15 protein-coding genes and 1 pseudogene are annotated in these 17,356 nt (G+C 53.7%); 6 read left to right on the forward strand and 10 right to left on the reverse strand.

Annotated elements, in window-relative coordinates; translation table 11 throughout:
• The 5 genes from ST42_RS01295 to ST42_RS01320 all read right to left on the reverse strand — a co-directional run bounded on the left by ST42_RS01295 (nt 1) and on the right by ST42_RS01320 (nt 5,934).
• The gene (locus ST42_RS01295) at nt 1–774 is read right to left on the reverse strand and encodes a thiazole synthase (protein ID WP_044071968.1); all 774 of its coding nucleotides are present in this window, start codon (nt 772–774) and stop codon (nt 1–3) included.
• 94 nt (nt 775–868) lie between these two features.
• Nucleotides 869–1,534: a thiamine phosphate synthase gene (locus ST42_RS01300; protein WP_231556856.1), complete on the reverse strand. Its 666-nt coding sequence runs from the start codon at nt 1,532–1,534 to the stop codon at nt 869–871.
• Between the two features lie 4 nt (nt 1,535–1,538).
• On the reverse strand, nt 1,539–1,736 hold the full coding sequence (gene thiS / locus ST42_RS01305; RefSeq protein ID WP_044064504.1) for a sulfur carrier protein ThiS: 198 nt from the start codon (nt 1,734–1,736) through the stop codon (nt 1,539–1,541).
• 1,500 nt (nt 1,737–3,236) lie between these two features.
• On the reverse strand, nt 3,237–4,316 hold the full coding sequence (locus tag ST42_RS01315; RefSeq protein WP_231556858.1) for a DUF4831 family protein: 1,080 nt from the start codon (nt 4,314–4,316) through the stop codon (nt 3,237–3,239).
• Nucleotides 4,317–4,419: 103 nt separating this feature from the next.
• A complete protein-coding gene (locus ST42_RS01320) occupies nt 4,420–5,934 on the reverse strand; it encodes a bifunctional ADP-dependent NAD(P)H-hydrate dehydratase/NAD(P)H-hydrate epimerase (RefSeq protein ID WP_044064500.1) in 1,515 nt (504 codons plus the stop codon).
• 87 nt (nt 5,935–6,021) lie between these two features.
• Between ST42_RS01320 and hpt the strand changes: the two genes are divergently transcribed.
• Nucleotides 6,022–6,558 (forward strand): hypoxanthine phosphoribosyltransferase, encoded by a 537-nt coding sequence (hpt, locus tag ST42_RS01325; protein WP_044071995.1) that lies wholly within the window; start codon nt 6,022–6,024, stop codon nt 6,556–6,558.
• Between the two features lie 27 nt (nt 6,559–6,585).
• Nucleotides 6,586–7,158: an adenylate kinase gene (locus tag ST42_RS01330; RefSeq protein ID WP_022315616.1), complete on the forward strand. Its 573-nt coding sequence runs from the start codon at nt 6,586–6,588 to the stop codon at nt 7,156–7,158.
• Between the two features lie 103 nt (nt 7,159–7,261).
• On the opposite strand, the gene pgeF is transcribed toward ST42_RS01330, so the two are convergent.
• The 5 genes from pgeF to ST42_RS01355 all read right to left on the reverse strand — a co-directional run bounded on the left by pgeF (nt 7,262) and on the right by ST42_RS01355 (nt 12,565).
• Nucleotides 7,262–8,062, reverse strand: a complete 801-nt coding sequence (pgeF, locus tag ST42_RS01335) for a peptidoglycan editing factor PgeF (RefSeq protein ID WP_044071970.1) — start codon at nt 8,060–8,062, stop codon at nt 7,262–7,264.
• Nucleotides 8,062–9,237 carry a GTPase ObgE gene (gene obgE / locus ST42_RS01340; protein ID WP_022315618.1) on the reverse strand — a complete coding sequence of 392 codons (1,176 nt, stop codon included), beginning with the start codon at nt 9,235–9,237 and terminating at the stop codon, nt 8,062–8,064. The genes pgeF and obgE overlap by 1 nt, the downstream gene beginning before the upstream one ends.
• A gap of 127 nt (nt 9,238–9,364) precedes the next feature.
• Nucleotides 9,365–9,904: a peroxiredoxin family protein gene (locus ST42_RS01345; protein WP_042518269.1), complete on the reverse strand. Its 540-nt coding sequence runs from the start codon at nt 9,902–9,904 to the stop codon at nt 9,365–9,367.
• An 83-nt stretch (nt 9,905–9,987) separates the two neighbouring features.
• The gene (locus ST42_RS01350; RefSeq protein ID WP_044071972.1) at nt 9,988–11,658 is read right to left on the reverse strand and encodes an ABC transporter ATP-binding protein; all 1,671 of its coding nucleotides are present in this window, start codon (nt 11,656–11,658) and stop codon (nt 9,988–9,990) included.
• A gap of 4 nt (nt 11,659–11,662) precedes the next feature.
• On the reverse strand, nt 11,663–12,565 hold the full coding sequence (locus tag ST42_RS01355) for an NAD kinase (RefSeq protein ID WP_044071974.1): 903 nt from the start codon (nt 12,563–12,565) through the stop codon (nt 11,663–11,665).
• A 140-nt stretch (nt 12,566–12,705) separates the two neighbouring features.
• Here ST42_RS01355 and ST42_RS01360 point away from each other — a divergent pair, with 140 nt between their 5' ends.
• From ST42_RS01360 to recG, 4 genes and pseudogenes are all read left to right on the forward strand, one after another.
• On the forward strand, nt 12,706–13,419 hold the full coding sequence (locus ST42_RS01360) for a pyridoxine 5'-phosphate synthase (RefSeq protein ID WP_044071975.1): 714 nt from the start codon (nt 12,706–12,708) through the stop codon (nt 13,417–13,419).
• 227 nt (nt 13,420–13,646) lie between these two features.
• Entirely contained in the window at nt 13,647–14,213 is a 567-nt protein-coding gene (locus ST42_RS01365; protein WP_044071997.1) for a DJ-1 family glyoxalase III, read from the forward strand.
• 7 nt (nt 14,214–14,220) lie between these two features.
• Nucleotides 14,221–15,006: a 2-C-methyl-D-erythritol 4-phosphate cytidylyltransferase gene (ispD, locus tag ST42_RS01370; RefSeq protein WP_394364883.1), complete on the forward strand. Its 786-nt coding sequence runs from the start codon at nt 14,221–14,223 to the stop codon at nt 15,004–15,006.
• Nucleotides 15,007–15,056: 50 nt separating this feature from the next.
• Nucleotides 15,057–17,168 (forward strand): annotated as a pseudogene (gene recG / locus ST42_RS01375) (ATP-dependent DNA helicase RecG); the annotation flags it as partial.
• Nucleotides 17,169–17,356 lie beyond the last annotated feature (188 nt).

Below are 17,356 nucleotides of genomic sequence, written 5' to 3' on the forward strand. Positions count from 1 at the left end.
TTATTTGTCGAGGAATGCTGTGAGTGGCGAACTTGCCTCGGCGCAGTCGCTGATGGCTCCCAGTCCTGCCTCGTAGGCTCTTCTGCCGCATACCACGGCTTCCTTGAAGGCTTTTGCCATTTCCACAGGGTTTCCTGCCACGGCGATGGCGGTGTTCACCAGACAGGCGCTTGCTCCCATCTCCATTGCCTCGGCGGCATGGCTCGGAGCACCGATACCTGCATCCACTACCACTGGCACCGTGGCCTGGTCGATGATGATCTTGAGGAAGTCTTTCATTCTCAATCCCTTGTTGGTGCCTATCGGTGCGGCGAGCGGCATCACAGTGGCTGCTCCTGCCTCTTCGAGGTGCTTGCAGAGTGTGGGGTCTGCCTGGCAATATGGCAATACCACGAAGCCCATCTTCACGAGTTTCTCCGTTGCCTTCAGTGTCTCTATAGAGTCTGGCAGCAGATAGCGTGGGTCGGGGTGGATCTCGAGCTTCAGCCAGTTGGTGCCGAATGCCTCGCGTGCCATCTGTGCCGCGAAGACTGCCTCTTCGGCATCGCGCACGCCGCTGGTGTTTGGCAGCAGCTGGATGTTAGGGTTCTGGGTGATGTGGGCGAGCAGGTCGTCGTTCTTGTCTTCCAGTTCGATGCGCTTCATTGCCACCGTAACCATTTCCGTTTCCGACGCTTTGATGGCGTCTGCCATCAGGGTGTTGCCGTTGAACTTTCCTGTGCCCAGGAACAGGCGGGAATTGAATTCCCTTCCTGCGATAACTAATTTTTCCATTCTGTATGTTGTTTTGAAGTTTTACGAATTGACGAGGGGAGCGACATACCGCCCGGGAAAGGACAGTCGTAGTCTCTCCTTTTTATCATATTGCCTATGGCATCTGCCGTTCATGAATTGCCAGCAGCCGCATTATCTCCTGCGTCTTCTCCACCGGGTCGTCAGCCCGGAGTATCGTGCCGCTCACGGCAATGCCGCTGACTCCCGTAGCCATGATGGCGGTGATGTCGTCGGTGGTTATTCCGCCTATCGCCACCACTGGCATACCGATGTCCCTACGATTCATCTCTGCCACGATGTTCTCGTAGCCGCCGATGCCGAGAACCGGCGAGAGCTTCTCCTTGGTGGTGGTGAAACGGAACGGACCGCAGCCCACATAGTCGGCGCCGCTCTTCCAGTGGTCTTCCACATCGGCGATGGTGTTTGCCGTACCGCCGATGATGAAAGTGTCGCCCAGGATGCGGCGTGCCTCGCTGATGGGCATGTCGTTCTTGCCAAGATGCACTCCGTCGGCTCCCAGCCTCTTCACCATCTCCACGCGGTCGTCGATGACGAACGTGGCGCCTGCCTCGCGACACATTTTCTGTGCCTCGACGGCTATCGGCTCCACCTCGCTGTCGGCGGCTCCCTTCATGCGCAGCTGTATCCATCTGCAACCGCCCTCGAGCGCCATCCTGATACCGTCGAGATAGGTGGTATTGCCGTTGGTGTGGGATATGAACTGCAGACTGAAATTTGCCTTTGCTTCTCTGTTCATCATGTGGCTATCCTCCGCAGAACGCTTTTATTATCACTATGTTGTCACCCTCTTCCACTGGCGTTGTGCTCCAGTCGGTACGGGCAACGAGCTTGTTGTCGATGGCAACGGCAACTCCCTTTGCCGGCAGCTGCAGCTCCTCGGCGAGGCCGGCAACGCTCTTTGCGGCGGTCTCTGTCTCTTTGTTGTTGATGTTTACTTTCATTTGCTTTCCTTAGTTATGGTTAGTACCTGTCAAGGCTGTGCCCTACGGGGCGATGGAAACCTTGTCAAACCGTGATGAACGGTTGGGTGATTTTCCACAAGCAGTTATAAGATATTACATTAAAACTGCCTGATGACCAAATCTATTTTCTAACGGAATGCCTCTGAAAGTGAGTGGAAAAGAAAAAGCCCCTATTCCATGCTCTTCCGCATGAAGTAGGGGCTTTATTATAGGTTATATCAATTCCCTCCGGCAGCATTACCTGCATCAGGTTAATGTGGGTATAATCTCAGCCAATTTCTCAGCACCCCGTGTTTTTTCTCTTTGCATGCAAATGTAATGATAAAAAACGAGACACTCACCACTATACGACGACGTTTTTCCCGTTTTTAACCGATGTTAACGTGTAGGCAAGGTGGTCATCGTATGAATGATTTTTCTCCTGGAAAGTATCATGGTATCATTTTCGAGCCTCCATTCGGGCATAATCGTCTGACACGCAAGCAGATGGCGGAATGAGACTTTTCTCTTTGCTTTACAGAAATGTATCATAGAAGTATCACTGAAGTATCATGACAGTCTGAAAGGGTACCCATCCTGACCTTAAACCCATCCTGACCTTCCCAAAGGGAAGAAACTAGTTACTCCGCATACTGTCATCAGCCCCCACCTAGCCTCCCCCGAAGGGGAGGGACAAATACCATTGACTGTCTGATTGTAGTTACAACTTGTCGGTTCTGGATTTTGTCTTAAAAGCTTCATGAAATGGGCAGCATGCTTGCCCATGTGGGGCAAGCAGCTTACTCACTTGGGGCAAGCACCTTGCCCCAAGTGGGCACGGGTAGTGCCCAAAACTGTGCCCAAAGTTTCCATAGAAAGAAACGTCAGTAAGGGGATGCAAAGCGCCAACATAACAGACTCTTTCCTGTTGATGAGGAATCAGAAGTCGATATTAATCGACTCACAGATATATCTATTCCGTGTTGTTGTAGTTGTGTGCCCCAGCCTTCGGCAGGGACACAAATCAAAAAATGAAACACGGATTGCACGGAGAACCACGGATCGGTCTTTCACGGATATTTTTTTAACCCAAATCGGTCATTAGGGCTTGCCTGGATTTTGTTCTTTTAGAAGAGTGGATTTTGTTTGGCTTTTAATGAGTAATAGCGAGCTATTACGAATTAAAAACAAGCAAAAGACGCCTTATAAAAAACAAAAGACTGCAAGCAGTAAATATAAAATACAATAAACGGCCTAATGACCGTTTTGGGTTTAATCCAAAACTAAAAAGGTCTAAAATAATCCGTGATGATTGATCCGTGGTTTATCTGTGATATCAGTGTTTTATTTTAGACCCGTGTCCATCGCCGCAGGCTGATGGACACTATGCTCACCGATATTATCACTCCGTGCTGTAAAAAATGCCTTTAACCGGATAAAGGAGAATCGGTTAAAGGCATATACTATCAATCTATATCATTGCCATCGTATGGCGGAATATCATTTCAGCGGTTCTGTCTCAAGACTCTCGATGCTTCCCGTGACGGGATTGAGCACGAGGTGGGAGGTGAACTTCTTGCTGAACATCTCACCGCTCAACGACTCGGTGGTGCCAAACTGCGGAGCATACAGCTCGAAGGCTCCCAAAGCACGGTCGGCACTGAACACCGTGGCACGTATCTTACCCGGCAGGTTCACGCAGATGCCGATGTTGTCCTTGTCTTTCTTGGGGTCAGCCAGACTGCCGTTGAGAGTGGGCGAACTGTGAAGGTCTTCCACCTTAATATAATAAGGTTTGCCGCTGAGGTCGTCGGCATCCGTCAGTCCGAAATACTTAGAGAAGCGGAACAGCAGCTGCTTCTCCACCTCACGGGTGGGCACGAATGCCACCTCCACCTCCGTAGTGTCACGGTCGGTAGTGCCCTCGAAGAGCTGCAGCAGGGCATTCTCCTGAGCGTTCAGATTGACTATCATCAGACGGAGCTGCTCACCGTCCTTCGGCATGAAGTCTGCCTGTCCTTTGTTGAGCAGACTCTTGTTCTCGCGAATGTCGTATATCTCCTGCACACAAAGCTCCGCCATCTTCACCTTGTTGGCAGCGCTGAGGATTTCCTGAGTCATATAGTCGCGAGGGTTCACCGGAGCCGGTTTCGGCGCCGCCACGAAAGGTTTGCGGGTCTTCGCCTCCCTCGGTTCGGCATTCACCGCCAGCAACACTCCGTTCTCATCACGCGAGAGAGTGCGGACGCTATGCTTGCCGTCGATTTTCGCCGTGAAGAATTTCGTGGTGTCGGGCACAGCTTTCTGCGAGAGCTGCATGCCCACGATGCGGTATTGTGTTGACGGCTCCATACTCACATCGTCGCGCCTCAGATAACGTGAGGCATAGGGAGCGAGGTCGCCGGGAGTAAATGTGGCCTTCTCGACAAGGAGCGAGAAGCGAAGCTCCGTCTTCGGCAGATAATAGGATGCACCGTCCACCGTGCGCACGTCGTCCTGCGCCGCGGCATTCTGTGGAACACCGAGAAGGGTGACTGCCACGGCAGCCATTAGTCCCTTCATCACATTCCTGTATTTCATATATTTCTTCATATCAATTCTTTATGTCGTTTCGTTTTGGATTATGGATTTTCTAAAGTCGGACAGGGAGCAGCCCTGCCCCATGGTCACTACCGTGTCGCCATCAGTCGTCGAGACGTTTGAAAGCCTTTGGCAGGAACCTCACGATGTCGCCGGCAGTAACGCTCTCCACTCCCAGCTCTTCTGCCGCCAGGTCGCCGGCAAGACCATGCACGTAGGTGCCTATCAGACAGGCGTCTTTCTGGTTGTAGCCTCGTGCGAGGAGTGCGGTGAGCACACCGGTGAGCACATCGCCGCTGCCTGCCGTCGCCATTCCGGAATTGCCTGTGGAATTGAACATCACCTTGCCGTCGGGCATGCAGAGGGCTGAATAATGACCTTTCAGTATGATGTATATCTGCATGGTCTGCGCCATCTCGACAGCCTTGGAGAGCTGTTCGAAACCATCGTTGAAACGCACTCCGGCGAGTCGTTCAAACTCCAGAGGATGCGGTGTGAGGATGGTGCCCACGGGGATTCTCTGGAACCATGCCCTGTGGGAAGCCAGGATATTGAGTCCGTCGGCATCTACCACCGTAGGCACCTGCGCACGGCGCAGCTGCGAGATGAATGCCGTTGCCGTCACCTCGTCGGTGCCGATGCCCGGACCGATGCCCATGGCGTCGAAACTGTCGTCGGCAACGGGTTCGGTGAACAGGTTGTCGTCGGCATCGCGGCTGACGATGGCCTCCGGCACGGCAATCTGCATGATATCGTTGTTGCGTGCCGGAACGTGGGTTATCACCTTGCCCGCTCCGGAACGGAAGCAGGCTCTGGAAGCAAGGATTGCAGCACCTGCCATGCCATAGCTGCCGGCAACGATGAGCGAGGTGCCGGCATCACCTTTGTGCCAGAAGTCGCCACGCGGACGGAGCAGCGTGCGGACGAAGCTCTCGTCCACAATTTCGTATTTGGCGTCTGCCTTCTCTATGCCTTCGGCGCTGAGACGGATGTCGAGCACACCGAGGCGGCCCAGATAGCGCTGGTTCTCAGGAAAGAGGAACGCCAGCTTCATCTGCTGCAGGGTGAAGGTGTAGTCGGCGCGTATGATGTTGGTACGCGTGTTGTAGGAGTTGTCTTCGGTCATGAGGCCCGACGGGATGTCGATGCTAACCACCCGGCATTCCGACTGGTTGATGTATTTCACCAGCGAGGCGAAACCGCCGCTTAGGGGTTTGCTGAGTCCCGAACCGAAGAGTCCGTCGATGACAAGCACCGATGCCGGCAGCTCCGGCGGGTCGAACTCGTTGGTCACCTCAATGAAGGTGACGCCGGCGGCTCCAGCAAGACGCTCCTTGTTGGCGCTGCAGTCGGCGGAGAGGGTGCCTGACACATTGAAGAGGTAGACCTTCACGCTGTAGCCCTGCTCTCCCATCATGCGTGCCACGGCAAGCGCATCGCCACCATTGTTGCCGGGTCCGGCAAAGACCACCACGCTGGTGTTGTCGTCCCATACTCTCGTTATGGCGCGCGTCAATGCCTTTGCCGCGCGCTCCATCAGATCGATGGATTTTATCGGCTCGTGTTCTATCGTATATTTGTCGAGCTCACGTATCTGTGTGCCTGTAAGAATCTTCATATCTGCAAAAATACTAATTAATTGGATAGATTGACTTATTGTTTGAATATTTTTATTACTTTTGTGCGCAAAAACAATATAATTCTTATGGCAACAATAGATATCAAAGACAAAACCTTCGAGACATTGATACCCGAGGAGGAGATAATGCGCCGAGTGAAAACCGTGGCAGACAGGATCAGCAACGACCTGAAAGGAAAGAAGCCTCTGCTGCTCGGAGTCTTGAACGGATCGTTCATTTTTGCCGCCGACCTGATGAGGATGCTCACCATAGAGAGCGAGATTTCGTTCGTGAAGATGACATCGTATCAGGGCACAGAATCTACAGGAAAAGTGAAGAAACTCGTGGGCCTCAACGAGAATATCGAGGGACGCACGGTGGTCATCGTGGAAGACATCGTGGACTCGGGTCTCACCATGGAGAAGATGATAGAATATCTGAAGGAGTTCAAACCGGCAGAGATACACATCTGCACGCTGCTGCTCAAACCTGACAACCTGAAGAGGAATCTCGACATCGAATATATCGCCATGGAGATTCCAAACGACTTCATAGTCGGATATGGGCTTGACTACGACGGACTGGGACGAAACCTGAGAGACATTTACGTAGTAAAGGAATAAGCAATAAATTACATATCAACAAAACACATGAAGAATATTGTTATTTTCGGTGCGCCCGGATCAGGAAAGGGCACACAAAGCGATCTCCTTATCAGGAAGTACGGACTGGGACACATCTCTACTGGTGACGTGCTCCGCAATGAAATCAAAAACGAAACTGAGCTGGGCAAGACTGCCAAGGCTTACATCGACAAGGGTCAGCTCATTCCTGACGAGCTGATGGTAAACATCCTCGCCAGCGTATACGACTCTTTCGGCAAGGAGCATGAGGGAGTGATATTCGACGGATTCCCTCGCACTATCCCACAGGCAGAAGCTCTGAAGAAGATGCTCGACGAGCGTGGACACAAAATCGCTGCAATGATAGAGCTCGACGTTCCGGAGAACGAACTGATGGTGCGCCTCGTGAAGCGCGGCAAGGAGAGCGGACGCTCTGACGACAACGAGGAGACGATAAAGAAGCGCCTCGACGTTTACCACAACCAGACCGCTCCTCTCATCGAATGGTATAAGAATGAGAACATCCATCACCACATCAACGGACTGGGAGCGCTCGACCGTATCTTCGGTGACATCTGCACCGTGATCGACAATCTCTAAATCACATCATCCCCCTATAATAAAGCCTCAAAGCATTCAAGCTTTGAGGCTTTGTTGTTATATCAGTTGACGAGTTGACAAGTTGACGGGTTGACGAGATGTTTTATTTTCTCATCACAGCCGAGTATATCCTGCCGGAGTCGATGCCGAGCTTGCGGGCAGAGAAATAATCGTCGGTATTGGAATATGTGCAGATGTCACACGACTGTATGTTGCCGGCGGCAAGTCCGCATTGCTGCAGCTGCTGGCGGTTGCATTCCACGAGGTCGATGTGCCATTTGTATTCCTCACTGCCATTCATCTTCATCTGGCGGCTGATGTCCTGCATGTCGAAGTTTGCCGCCACGAACTGTTCATACACCTCGTCGCCCACTTCAAAGGCATCAAAGGAGATGCCGGGACCTATCACAGCCTTGAGGTCTGCGGGATTGGTGTCGTAGGCAAGACGCATCTCCGCCACGGCTCTCATCACGACACGCGACAGAGTGCCCCGCCATCCTGCATGCACGGCACACACGGCTCCATGCCTGGAGTCGGACAGGAGAATGGGGATGCAGTCGGCTGTAGACACACCGACGCATACGTTCTCCAGATTTGTCATCACGGCATCCACGCCATCCAGAATCATCTTCCTTACCGGAAGCGGGAGGGCGAGGAAGTCGGCAGCAATCTGTCTCACCTCCACACCATGCGTCTGGTGTGGCACAATGACATTAGCGTCGGCGACGCCAAGCTCCTCACAGAGGATCTGACGGTTTCGGGCTATGGCAGAGGCATCGTCGCCACAATGCTCGTTGATGTTGAACTCACCGTGGCTGCCGATGCTATATCCTCCATGACGTGTGGAGCTGAACGCCACCACATTGTCGTCGAGGTCGTAATAATGGAGTTGTGGTTTCTGCATCAGTCCTCGTCCTCCATATCATATTCGAAGTCGTCGAGGTCTTCCACGTCCTCGATATCATCCTCGTCGAGGAACACCACTTCGTCTTCTCCCTCCTTGCGCAGTTCTTCGGGCAGGGTGTTGAGATCTTTGTCGCGATGCACGAGGGTGTCCTCTGCCATTATATCAGCGAGTTTGTTGCTCTCGCTGTTGAGTTCCTTCCACAGCACATCCTTCAGTTCGGAGATTCCCATTCCCGACACCGACGAGATGAATACCACGGGGAGGTCTGACGGCAGCGTCTCCTTGAGCATCTCAATGAGTTCATCGTCGAGCAGGTCGCATTTTGTCACGGCAAGCACGCGATGCTTGTCGAGCATTTCGGGATTGAAGTTGGTAAGCTCGTTGAGCAGTATCTCGTATTCCTTCTTTATGTCGTCGGTATCACCCGGCACCATGAAGAGCAACAGGGAGTTGCGCTCGATGTGGCGCAGGAAACGGAGTCCGAGACCTTTGCCCTCGCTCGCTCCCTCTATGATTCCAGGGATGTCTGCCATGACGAACGACTTGTTGTCATGATAGCCCACGATGCCGAGTGACGGTTCGAGGGTGGTGAAGGGATAGTTGGCAATCTTGGGCCGGGCACTCGACACGGCGGAGAGCAGCGTGCTCTTGCCGGCATTGGGGAACCCGACGAGACCGACGTCGGCAAGGAGCTTAAGCTCCATTATGACCGTCATCTCCTGCATCGGCTCTCCCGGCTGGGCATAGCGCGGAGCCTGGTTGGTGGCGGTACGGAACTGATAGTTGCCGAGTCCGCCGCGGCCTCCCTTGAGGAGCACCACTTCCTGTCCGTCGTGCATGACGTCGCAGATGAACTTTCCTGTCTCGGCGTCGTATACCACAGTACCGCAAGGCACGTCTATATATACGTCCTTGCCGTCGGTGCCATGGCATTTGTCTCTACCGCCGTTGCCGCCGTGTTCCGCCTTGATGTGGCGCTGGTATTTCAGATGGAGCAAGGTCCAGTAGTTATGGTTTCCACGCAGGATGATGCTTCCTCCCTTACCGCCGTCGCCGCCGTCGGGACCGCCGTTGGGCTGATACTTCACGTGGCGGAGGTGCATAGATCCCTTGCCGCCCTTACCGGAGCGGCAGTATATCTTCACGTAGTCTACGAAATTTGATTCTGGCATATCTGTATGTCTTGAGTTTTATTTTTATAAAGTTGACGAGTTGACAAGTAAACGAGTTGACAAAGAGATTTGTCTTGACGAGTCAACAAGTTCGCAAGCCGAAAGACTTGCGGAAAATGGTGTGGGATTATTTCGCTATGTCGGCGAGTGCCTTTGCCATTCTCTCCAGCACTACCGTGGAGAGCACCACCTTGCCGTCGGGACCGATGAGCGTCATCGACGGAATCCACTCCACTCCGTATGCCTTGGAGATTTCGGCATCGCGCATCTTCTTCAGTTCGCTGACCTGTCGCCATTTCATCCCGTTGTCTACAACATATTTTGTCCAGCGGTTGTGGTCTACGTCGAACGACACACCGATGAACTCCACCTTTGAGCCATACTTGTCGTAGAGTTCCTTCACGGCAGGTACGTCCTTGCGGCAGTCCGGACACCACGTTGCCCAGAAGTCAAGCAGCACATATTTGCCCTTGAATTCTGAGAGCTGCACCTTGTAGTTGTTCATCATCGGAAGGATGAAATCGGGAGCCACCGTTCCGGGCTTCAACAGTTTCTGTGCATAGAGCGAGTCGAGGTCTTTTGTCTGGTCCGGCGCATTCTGAGCCTGCGACGAGACCACTGCGGCGAGGAATATCGCCACGAAGATGAATAGTTTCTTTATTTTCATATCGTTTTCTCTTTTTGATGTTATACTCTCTTTTACACTTGCGATGTGGCCGTCAGGCGCCATAGCGGTTCGTCGGATGTTCATCATATCCTCAACACCTGGTCGCAATAGTCCACCACTGCCGGGCGGTGGGTGATGAATATGATGGTCTGCCGGCGTTCCTGGAGCAGGTTGGCGAGGAGCTGCCTTTCCGTTTCCGGGTCGAGAGCGCTCGTAGCCTCATCGAATATCATCACGCTTCCCTCCCTGAGCAATGCCCTGGCTATGGAGATGCGCTGAGCCTGTCCCTCGCTCAATCCGCCGCCCGCCTCGCTGCAGCTGGCATCGAGCCCTCCGGGGATGTCTCTCACGAAACCGGCACATGCCTTGTCGAGGGCCTGCATCATCTCCTCGTCGGTGGCATCGAACCGTCCCATGCGCAGATTGTCGCGGATGGTGCCGCTGAGCAACGTGTTGCCTTGTGGCACGTAGATGAGGTTGCAGCGTGTGAGAGGCGAGATGTCTTGCTCTCTTTCCTTATTATATATGTATACATGGCCGCTGGTGGGCTGTATCAGGGCGAGGATGAGTCTCACCATTGTGGTCTTTCCGGCTCCCGTCTCTCCGAGTATGGCGGTGCAGGGGTTTGGACGGAAATCGAAAGAGAGATGGTCTATCACATCCCTGCTGCCGTCGGCGTAGGCAAAGGAGGCGTCGTCGAACCTCACTCCCACACCACCCGTCATCGCCATCGACACGGGGTCGCCCTGTTCTTCGAGAGGGTTCTCTTCAAGTTCCATCAGTCGCTCCGCTGCAGTGAACACGGAGACGAATGCCGGCACGAGCTTGGTGAGGTTGCGTGCCGGCCCCTGTATCTTGGACACGAGCTGGAGGAATGCTGTCATTCCGCCGAAGGTGAGTGTGCCGTGATACATCCGCAGGGCGCTCCACAGGAATGCCACGAGATATCCGATGGCGAAACCTGTATTGAGTATGAGGTTTGAGAACACCGAGAATCTGGTGCGTCTCACCACGTTATGTCTCAGTTCTCCCTGCATGTTCTCCAGTCTGCCCACCATCTCGTCGTCTTTCTCAAGGGTCTTTATCAGCATACGGTGCTGTATCGTTTCCTGCAACACGCTCTGCACCTTGCTGTCGCAGTTACGCACCTGGCGTGTCAGTTTGCGCATGTGGCCCATATACACCTTGCTCGACAGGATGAACACCGGCAGCATGGCAATGATGACCAGAGCCAGCACGGGGTCCATGGAGAAGAGATAGAAGAAGGAACCCAGAAAGAGGGCGAACACGGAGAGAGTGCTTGGCAACGTTTCGGTGAGGAACCCCACCACGTTGCTGACGTCGAATTCCAGGCGGTTCAGCACATCGCCGCTGTGCCATTTCTCCTTGCCATGCCATTCGGAGCGCAGGATGCGGGCGAGCAGACGCTGCTGCATTCTGTTCTGTGCCTTTATTCCCAATATGTTCTTCACCCATATCGAAGCGATGTTCACGGCAAATCCGCCGAGGATGAGCAGCGCCATGATTGCCACCGCCCAATACAAAGAACCCTCCACGGCATGCGACGCCACGTCGATGGCGTGTTTCACCGCCCACACCGACAGCAGACTTATCGCCACATCGATGAGTCCGAGGATGGCATTGAGCGACGCCTGCAGACGGTTGCCGCGCCATGCCCTCCACAGCCATCCTATTATCTGTCTGGCTGAATACCGGCTCTTGGGTATCTTCAGGAATTTTCTCAAATATCTCATTGGCTTACTCGTTCTTCATCCTCATGTCGGCGCCCCACATCATCTTGGCACGCAGCGTGGAGAAATATGTAGAATCCTTGGGCTTCACGATATGTGCGTCGTAGGGGGAACGGCGTATGGTGAGCGTCTGTCCCTCACCGCATTTGATGGAACGTCCGTCGGCGGCGACGAGATAGTTATGGCTCCTGCTCTCCACCTCAAGGGTTATCACAGAGTCGTCGGCAACGACGATAGGACGCATGTTGAGACTATGCGGCGCAACGGGAGTGAGACACAATATTCCGGTGTGCGGCACGATTATCGGTCCGCCGTTAGACAAGGAATAGGCTGTCGACCCCGTCGGCGTGCTCACTATCAGTCCGTCGGCATGGAACGTCACGATATATTCGCCGTTGATGCTGGCACGGATGGAAATCATCGAAGCATTGTCGCGTTTCAGTATGGCTATCTCGTTGAGGGCGCATTCCGAAATCCGCTCGTCGCCGTTGGCGCCATCGCTCTCCACCTTCACCATGGCAAGACTGTCTACCATATAGCTGTCGGCGTATATGCTGTCGAGCACACTGTCGAAATCGTCAACGCCGACACCGGCGAGGAATCCCAGGCGCCCCATGTTCACGCCGATAATGGGAATGCTGCGGCTGCCCACGCTGTATGCCGACCGCAGCAATGTGCCGTCGCCTCCCATGGATATCACGAAGTCGGCATCAAAGTCGTTTCCTTCAAACACAGTGACGCCATGCAGCGGCAAACCGTGGGACGAGCAGAGGAAATCGTAGAAACTTCTCTCCATGCTCACCTGCGCCATCCGTTCATTGAGCGACAACAGCAAGCGCTGTATGTCCGCCGACTTCCTGGCCTGGTAAATATTGCCGAAAATGGCAAATCTGAGTTTTCTCAACGACATAATTGGGAGTTTTTTATCTTTCTGACGAATTAATAAGCCTCCATTGCAAATGTTTTCGTAACTTTGCGCTTGAAAGTGTCTGCAAATATACGGTTTTCTACCGAATTTCGGGCACTGTGATATTAACAAATTGAAGAGACATGACAAAATTAAGTGTAAACATAAACAAGATAGCCACCCTGCGCAACGCCAGAGGCGGCAACAATCCCGACGTGGAGCAGGCCGCCGTTGACTGCCAGTTGTTTGGCGCCCAGGGCATAACCGTACATCCAAGACCTGACGAAAGACACATCCGCTATCAAGACGTGAGGGAGATAAAACCGCTCATCACTACGGAATTCAACATCGAAGGAAACCCTATCGACAGATATATCGACCTCGTGCTTGAGGTGACGCCGACACAGGTAACGCTCGTTCCCGACGGCGACGCCCAGCTGACGAGCAACCACGGATGGAACACGATAGAGAACAAGGCGTTTCTTACCGACGTGATAGGAAGATTCAAGGAGGCAGGCATCAGAACGAGCATCTTCGTGGACCCTTCTGCCGAAATGGTGAGGGGAGCCAAGGAGTGTGGAACCGACAGAGTGGAGCTCTACACCGAATCTTACGCATCTGGATATGACGAAAACAGGGAGGAGGCCATCAAGCCGTTTATCGACGCTGCCGTGGCTGCCCGCGATTTGGGACTGGGTCTGAACGCCGGCCACGACCTCAGCCTGGTGAACCTTGCCTACTTCCACAGGATGATTCCATGGACCGACGAGGTGAGCATCGGACACGCCATCATCTGCGATGCCCTCTACATCGGACTGAAGAACACTATCGAGGCGTATCTCCAGTGCCTAAAGTAAGGCCCCGAAGCTGACAAAGGCTACAGGCATACAAGGAAGCCTGTCACTTCCCCTTGGAAAAGTCAGGATTGGTATCACTTGCAAATTAAAGAATTATGGCACGAGAATACAAGCTGAAGCGCGACACGCAGGAAAAAGACGACAAGACGGCTACTACCGACATATTCCAGCGATACATCAAGAAAGACAAACGGTCTATCAATAGAATAATTAAACAACAAAAGATTATGGCAAAAGCGTATATGTTTCTTGCCAACGGTTCAGAGGAAATAGAATCCCTGATTCCCGTTGACGTTTTCCGCCGCGGCGGAGTGGAGATAAAGACAGTGAGCATCACAGGCTCAGAGTTAGTAGAGATGGCACACGGCGTGACCGTGAAGGCCGACCTCAAATTCGAGGACGCCAAGCTGGAGGATGCCGACCTGCTGATGCTGCCCGGAGGACTGCCAGGCGCCACAAACCTCAACGACCACGAGGGTGTGCGCAATGCCGTGCTCAGCCAGTATGAGAAGGGGAAACTCGTTGCTGCCATCTGTGCCGCACCGATGGTGTTCGGAAGCCTGGGCATCGTGAAAGGCAGACGTGCCACATGCTACCCCGGATTCGAGAAATATCTCGACGGAGCGGAATATACCCATGAACTGTGCACCGTTGACGGCAATGTGGTGACAGGCGAAGGTCCTGCCGCAACATTCCCCTATGCCTACACGCTGCTCGAAATGCTCACCACGAAGCAGACAGCAGAGAGCGTGGCTGAGGGAATGATGTATCTGCATCTCATGAAAAACAAATAAGCGCCGCATGATGGAGAATCACGACTATGTGATAATCGTTGCCGGCGGCAAGGGGATGCGCATGGGGGCTGACGTTCCAAAGCAGTTCCTGCCTGTAGGCGGACTGCCTGTGCTCATGCACACGATACGCAGGTTCAGGAACTTCAACGACCGCATGCGCATCATCCTCGTATTGCCCAAACATCAGCAGGAGTATTGGAAGGAGTTGTGCGAACGGCATTCGTTCTGCGAACCGATTGTGATTGCCGACGGCGGAGAGACGCGTTTCCACTCCGTGAAAAACGGACTCGGCTGCATCCCCGACGATGCCTGCGGAACGGTGGGGGTGCATGACGGCGTGCGCCCATTCGTATCTGCCGACACCATACACCGCACATACGCGAAAGCCGCGGAGATGGGGGCTGCCGTACCGGTGGTGCCTGTGGTGGACACGCTCAGACATCTCCTGAAGAGCGACAAGCAGAATGCTTCTGACGCCACGACAACCGCCGCCACTTCTCAGGATGGCGGAGAAACACCGTCGGAGACGGTGCCGAGAAGCGAATACCGCATCGTGCAGACTCCGCAGGCATTCGGCATCAGACTGCTGAAGGAGGCTTATGCACAGGACTATTCCGAGGCTTTCACCGATGATGCCTCTGTAGTGGAACACCTCGGCCATGAGGTGGCTCTCGTGGAGGGCAACCAGGAGAACATCAAGATTACAAGACCTTTCGACATGGCTGTGGCGGAGGTGATACTGCAACAGGAGTCCATCCTTCTGAAGCAACAGACTTCAGGCAACTCCAGATGACCAATCTGGGGGAGTGAAGCCGACAAGCAGCCAATTCAACCTGTCACAACCGAACATCACAAGTGCTTGACATACTGAACCAGGACATACAATATCTGCCGGGCGTGGGGCCGAAGAAGAGGGACATGCTGCAGAAGGAGTTGGGTATCTCGAAGATATCCGACCTTCTGGAGTATTACCCATACAAATACGTGGACCGCAGCCGCATATACACCATCAACGAACTGCGCAGCGACATGCCCTTCGTGCAGGTGAAGGGACGGATTCTCGGTTTCGAGGAGTTTGGCAGCGGACCGCGCAAGAAGCGCCTCGTGGCCCACTTCACCGACGGAACGGGGATAGCGGACATAGTATGGTTTTCCGGCATCAAATATGCCACGCAGCAATTCAAGGTGAACACGGAGTATATCGTATTCGGCAAACCTACTCTCTATGGCGGCAGATACCAGTTTGCACATCCCGACATCGACAAGGCGGAAGACCTGCAGCTCTCACAGATGGGAATGCAGCCCTACTATATCACCACGGAGAAGATGAAGAAGGCGGGACTGACATCGAGGTCGATAGAGAAAATCACGAAGGCGATGCTCGAAAAGATGAACCAGCCGCTGCCGGAGACACTGCCGCCGTTTATCGCCAACAGACTGCGTCTGGTGGAGAGGGACACGGCACTGCGCCACGTACACTATCCGAAGACCGCCGAAGAACTGCAGAGCGCACGCTTCAGACTGAAGTTTGAAGAGCTGTTCTACGTGCAGCTCAACATCCTGCGCTATGCCTCCGACCAAAAGAAGAAATACCGCGGATATGCCTTCCCGCGCATCGGCGAGATATTCAACAGCTTCTATTCCGACCATCTGCCATTCTCACTCACCGACGCCCAGAAAAGGGTGATGAGGGAGATAAGGAGCGACCTGGGCAGCGGACGGCAGATGAACAGGCTGCTGCAGGGCGACGTGGGCAGCGGAAAGACTCTCGTGGCACTGATGACAATGCTGATAGCTCTCGACAACGGATACCAGGCTTGCATAATGGCACCGACGGAAATTCTCGCCGAACAGCATCTCGCCACGATACGCGAGTTTCTGGGCGACATGAACATATGGGTGGAACTGCTCACCGGCATCGTGAAGGGCAAACGGCGCAAGACCGTGCTCGACGGACTCGCCAGCGGCAGCGTGGACATCCTCGTGGGAACACACGCCGTGATTGAAGACACGGTGCAGTTCAGCAAACTGGGACTCGTGGTGGTGGACGAGCAACACCGCTTCGGAGTGGCACAGAGGGCAAGGCTATGGAGCAAAAGCCAGAACCCGCCCCATGTGCTCGTGATGACCGCCACACCGATACCGCGAACCCTCGCAATGACAATATACGGCGACCTCGACGTGAGCGTTATCGACCAGCTGCCGCCGGGAAGGAAACCGATCGTAACGATACACAAATACAACAACCAGACCACAAGTCTGTACTCTGGCATCAGACAGCAGATAAAAGAGGGCAGACAGGTGTATATCGTGTTTCCGCTCATCAAGGAGAGCGAGAAGCTCGACATACAGAACCTTGAGGAGGGGTTTGAAATACTGAAGGAGGTGTTCCCGGAATTCCGCCTCAGCAAGGTGCACGGCAAGATGAAACCGGCTGAGAAGGACGAGGAGATGCAAAAGTTTGTTAACGGAGAGACGCAGATTCTCGTCGCCACAACGGTGATAGAGGTGGGCGTCAACGTGCCGAACGCTTCGGTGATGGTGATTCTCAACGCCGAACGCTTCGGACTGTCGCAGCTGCACCAGCTGCGGGGCCGTGTGGGCAGAGGGGCGAGCCAGTCGTACTGCATCCTCGTGACGAAGCCTCAACTGACCAACGAGACGCGCAAACGCATCGACATCATGTGTGACACCAACGACGGATTCCTCATTGCCGAAGCCGACCTGAAACTGCGCGGTCCCGGCGACCTGGAGGGCACCCAGCAGAGCGGAATGGCTTTCGACCTGAAGATTGCCGACATAGCGAGAGACGGACAGATAGTGCAGATGGCAAGGGAGGAGGCACAGAAGATAATAGAGCAGGACCCGGAATGCAACAAAACGGAAAACAGCATGCTCTGGCAACGCCTTGCCGCACTGAGAAAGACCAACGTGAACTGGGCGGCGATATCATGACCGGCGACATCACAGACTGTGATGGGAAAAGAGGGGCAGGAGACGGCACAAGGAGCTTAACAGTGCTCATTTATAAGTTGTTATACAACATGCCTATATGTTAACGACGACCTAAAAACTGTTAACTGACAAGCAACTTTAAAAATTTTTTACTACCTTTGCAGCGAAAATTTAATCACAATGACGAA

The sequence above is a fragment of the Prevotella pectinovora genome (assembly GCF_000834015.1).
GTDB classification, from domain to species: Bacteria; Bacteroidota; Bacteroidia; order Bacteroidales; family Bacteroidaceae; genus Prevotella; species Prevotella pectinovora.

Excerpts from the sequence above, each read along its gene's own strand:
- ST42_RS01295 (WP_044071968.1), bottom strand. The coding sequence starts at position 774 with ATGGAAAAATTAGTTATCGCAGGAAGGGAATTCAATTCCCGCCTGTTC.
- ST42_RS01300 (WP_231556856.1), bottom strand. The coding sequence starts at position 1,534 with ATGATGAACAGAGAAGCAAAGGCAAATTTCAGTCTGCAGTTCATATCC.
- thiS (WP_044064504.1), bottom strand. The coding sequence starts at position 1,736 with ATGAAAGTAAACATCAACAACAAAGAGACAGAGACCGCCGCAAAGAGC.
- ST42_RS01315 (WP_231556858.1), bottom strand. The coding sequence starts at position 4,316 with ATGAAATACAGGAATGTGATGAAGGGACTAATGGCTGCCGTGGCAGTC.
- ST42_RS01320 (WP_044064500.1), bottom strand. The coding sequence starts at position 5,934 with ATGAAGATTCTTACAGGCACACAGATACGTGAGCTCGACAAATATACG.
- hpt (WP_044071995.1), top strand. The coding sequence starts at position 6,022 with ATGGCAACAATAGATATCAAAGACAAAACCTTCGAGACATTGATACCC.
- ST42_RS01330 (WP_022315616.1), top strand. The coding sequence starts at position 6,586 with ATGAAGAATATTGTTATTTTCGGTGCGCCCGGATCAGGAAAGGGCACA.
- pgeF (WP_044071970.1), bottom strand. The coding sequence starts at position 8,062 with ATGCAGAAACCACAACTCCATTATTACGACCTCGACGACAATGTGGTG.
- obgE (WP_022315618.1), bottom strand. The coding sequence starts at position 9,237 with ATGCCAGAATCAAATTTCGTAGACTACGTGAAGATATACTGCCGCTCC.
- ST42_RS01345 (WP_042518269.1), bottom strand. The coding sequence starts at position 9,904 with ATGAAAATAAAGAAACTATTCATCTTCGTGGCGATATTCCTCGCCGCA.
- ST42_RS01350 (WP_044071972.1), bottom strand. The coding sequence starts at position 11,658 with ATGAGATATTTGAGAAAATTCCTGAAGATACCCAAGAGCCGGTATTCA.
- ST42_RS01355 (WP_044071974.1), bottom strand. The coding sequence starts at position 12,565 with ATGTCGTTGAGAAAACTCAGATTTGCCATTTTCGGCAATATTTACCAG.
- ST42_RS01360 (WP_044071975.1), top strand. The coding sequence starts at position 12,706 with ATGACAAAATTAAGTGTAAACATAAACAAGATAGCCACCCTGCGCAAC.
- ST42_RS01365 (WP_044071997.1), top strand. The coding sequence starts at position 13,647 with ATGGCAAAAGCGTATATGTTTCTTGCCAACGGTTCAGAGGAAATAGAA.
- ispD (WP_394364883.1), top strand. The coding sequence starts at position 14,221 with ATGATGGAGAATCACGACTATGTGATAATCGTTGCCGGCGGCAAGGGG.